Here is a 3,311-nt window from a genome sequence, read left to right as displayed (position 1 = left end):
TGTGTATAAGAGACAGGGAGATATAACAACCTTTAATTTTATATTCTCTCTTATAAATGAGTCAGTATCTGGCTGGAAGGCGGCTTTAGATGATCAGGGTTTAAAATGAGTGTGAAAATAACGAATCACTTTAAAAATAAAAATAGCCAGGATGAGTTTGATTTACGCAAAAACGTTGGCGCTGTTATTGACCGAAGATACACTATTATTGTCATTACCTTAATCTTTGCCATCATTGGCCTGTTATATGCCGTTCTGTCGGCTCCGGTTTATCATACTGATGCGTTAGTTCAGATCGAATCCTCAGGCGAAACCGATATGATAAGTCATATCTCGCCATTATTGCCGGCGAAATCACCTGTTTCACTGACAGAAAAACAATTGATTACTTCCCGGGCAATACTGGGAGAAACCGTCGCTCAGTTAAATTTGGATACAGAAGTCCGTTTTGCCCATTTTCCCATTATTGGTGAGGCGATACGGCGATATTCGTCGTCAGGATTGCCGCAGATCACGGTGGATATCTTTGAACCACGCGAGGGAGTGACCGGAAGCCCTTATACGCTTGAAATTCTCGGGAATGCTAATTATCAGATAACATCACCTTCCGGCACGACCACATCGGGAATGGCCGGTAGGGTGTTAGAAACTCCGGAGTTTCGTATTGAAGTCAACGCAATCAATGCGCGCAAAGGCGATAAGTTCACCGTTATAAAAGTCGAAGTGCTCAAGGTGATCAGTGACTTACAAACCAATGTCAACGTCATGGATCAGGGAAAAGATACGGGTATTTTGACTATCAGCTACAGTGGCAATGATCGTAAACAAATTAAGCGTATTCTCCAGACAATTATTGATAACTATGCCCGCCAAAGTATCCACCGGAAATCAGAAGAAGCAGAAAAAAGTCTGGAGTTTCTCAGGAGTCAGCTTCCCTTGGTAAAAAACAACCTTGGGATCGCAGAAGCGAAATTAAACACCTTCAGAAGCCGAAATAATTCGGTGGATTTACCGATGGAAGCAAAGTCGGCCCTCGACAGCCTGGTTCAACTGGATGGTCAGGTTAACCAGCTTATCCTTAAAGAAGCTGAGATTTCAAAGCTCTATACAAAGCAGCATCCTGCATACGTGGCATTAATTGAAAAAATCCATGTACTGAAAGAAGAAAAGGAAAATCTGAGTCAAAAAATCAGCACATTGCCTCAGATGCAGCAGGAAGTGGTCAGGCTGACGCGTGACGTTCAGTCGGGACAACTTATCTATATGCAGCTTTTAAATAAGCAGCAAGAACTAAAAATCAGCCAGGCCAGCACAATCGGCACGGTCAGGATTATCGACAGTGCCGTCACAGGATTAAAGCCCGTGAAGCCCAATAAAATCAGGGTGATATTTATTTTTGCCTGTCTGGGAATGATTTCATCCGTTGGATTTATCCTGGCAAAAGTCTCACTGCAGCATGGCATTGATTCCGCCGAAATACTTGAAGACATCGGTCTGAATATTATTTCAAATGTGCCGCTATCAGAGTGGAAAAATAACCCCGATCCTGACGCTATTAAGGATGGGCAACGCTTAAGCCTACTGGCACTTGAGAATCCGTCAGATATTGCCATTGAAGCCCTGAGAAATTTAAGAACCAGTTTATATTTCTCGCTGATGGAATCCGGATCAAATGTATTGATGATCTCCGGTGCTACCCCGATGGTAGGTAAAACCTTCATCAGTTCCAACCTTGCTGTGGTGATAAGCCAGGCTGAAAAACGGGTCTTATATATTGATTGCGATATGCGAAAAGGGTATGCACACCGGATCTTTGATATTCACAACGTAGGTTTATCAGAGGCTATTGCAGGTTCCATCATGTATAAAGACGCGGTCCAGAGCAGTAAAATTCCGGGGCTGGATATCATTACGCGCGGGAAGTTATCCAGAAAACCATCGGAACTTTTGATGCGCAAGGAATATCGCCAACTTATTCAATGGGCTTCAGAGAATTACGACCTCGTAATACTGGATGCACCGCCGGTTCTGGCGGTAAGCGATGCCGTTATTATCGGGAAACATGCGGGTATTTCTCTGCTGGTTGCTAAATTCGAGCAGAGCACAGTACGTGAAATAGAATCTGCAATCAGAGTATTCAAAAGAAATAATATTGATATTAGCGGCGGGGTGCTCAACGCAGTGGTGAATAAATTTTCTGGTTTCTATAGCTATGGTAAAAAAGAAATATATGAATATCATGCATCTGAGCTATGAAAATCACACTACGTTATCAGGACATAGGCAGAACTCTACGAGAAGTGGTGTTTGCTCCTGACTGGTCTTAACTAAACCAGGATCATTATGATATCTTTCAGGGAAAGATAATGAATAAGATATTCAGCGACAGTGTTATTTATGTTGGCGGAGAGTTATTTGTAAAAATTTTCCCTTTCCTTCTGCTCCCTGTTCTCTCCCGTGCTTTGGGGCCTGAACAGTACGGACAAATATCTTTATTCAATACTTATGTGTCGATCTTCTTTGTCTTCATTGGGCTCAATTCATCAGCCGCGATTATTAGATATGAGTACACGCAAAAAAGATATCATTCTGCAGATTATTTCTTTTCCTCTGTCATTATTTTATCCATTGCCTTCATCCTTTACATCCATGTCCTGTATGTTTTTTACCGCCATGAAATTATCATCCTTGCAGCGCTGGCAGGTTATCTGCAGTGTGTTTACACCAATCTGGTCTCGGTCAGTCAGGCCAGAAAAGAAGCGAAAAAATACCTGATAGCACAAGTGCTTAATGCGGCAATGTCATTTTTTATGACATTATTATTTCTGTATTATTTTTGGGCGAACTATGAGGCCAGGGTTTACGCGATTATCATGGGCTTTCTGCTCTCAATATTTTTTGCTTCCTGGTCAAACAGAGTCTGGCTGAAGCAGGTAGATTTTCGTTTTGAGACGTTTAAAAAGACATCATCGCAACTTTTACTTTTTGGCGTTCCTCTCATTATTCATAATTTGAGTTTTCTGGCCCGATCCGGACTGGACAGGATTATGATCAGTAAATACTTCCCCGGTGCCACATTGGGGAATTACTCAGCAGCATTTCAGCTGAGTGTGATTATTACCGTAGTGCTGATGGCGCTGAATAAGGCATTGACCCCTCATCTGTACAGCCAGTTAAGGAATAATAAAATCAGGAGAAGTGATTTTAATCTGATCTTCGCCGGGTATTTTTTTCTGAGCATACTGATAACCGTTGTTGCGCAGTTACTGCCTGAAAAAATATACAATATGGTTGCAGGAGAAGAGTATAAG

Annotated in this window: 2 protein-coding genes; both read left to right on the top strand. The window is 42.1% G+C overall.

All coding sequences use genetic code 11. The features are described 5' to 3' along the window. Positions 1 to 105: 105 nt before the first annotated feature. Positions 106 to 2,256, top strand: a complete 2,151-nt coding sequence (locus tag J1785_RS02175) for a polysaccharide biosynthesis tyrosine autokinase (protein ID WP_217218707.1) — start codon at positions 106 to 108, stop codon at positions 2,254 to 2,256. 110 nt (positions 2,257 to 2,366) lie between these two features. Then, the coding region (locus J1785_RS02170; RefSeq protein ID WP_217218706.1) for an oligosaccharide flippase family protein at positions 2,367 to 3,311 on the top strand (945 nt) is incomplete at its 3' end.

Origin of the sequence: Rahnella perminowiae (assembly GCF_019049755.1) — a bacterium.
GTDB classification, from domain to species: Bacteria; Pseudomonadota; Gammaproteobacteria; order Enterobacterales; family Enterobacteriaceae; genus Rahnella; species Rahnella perminowiae.
This window is presented reverse-complemented; position numbering and strand designations above follow the sequence as displayed.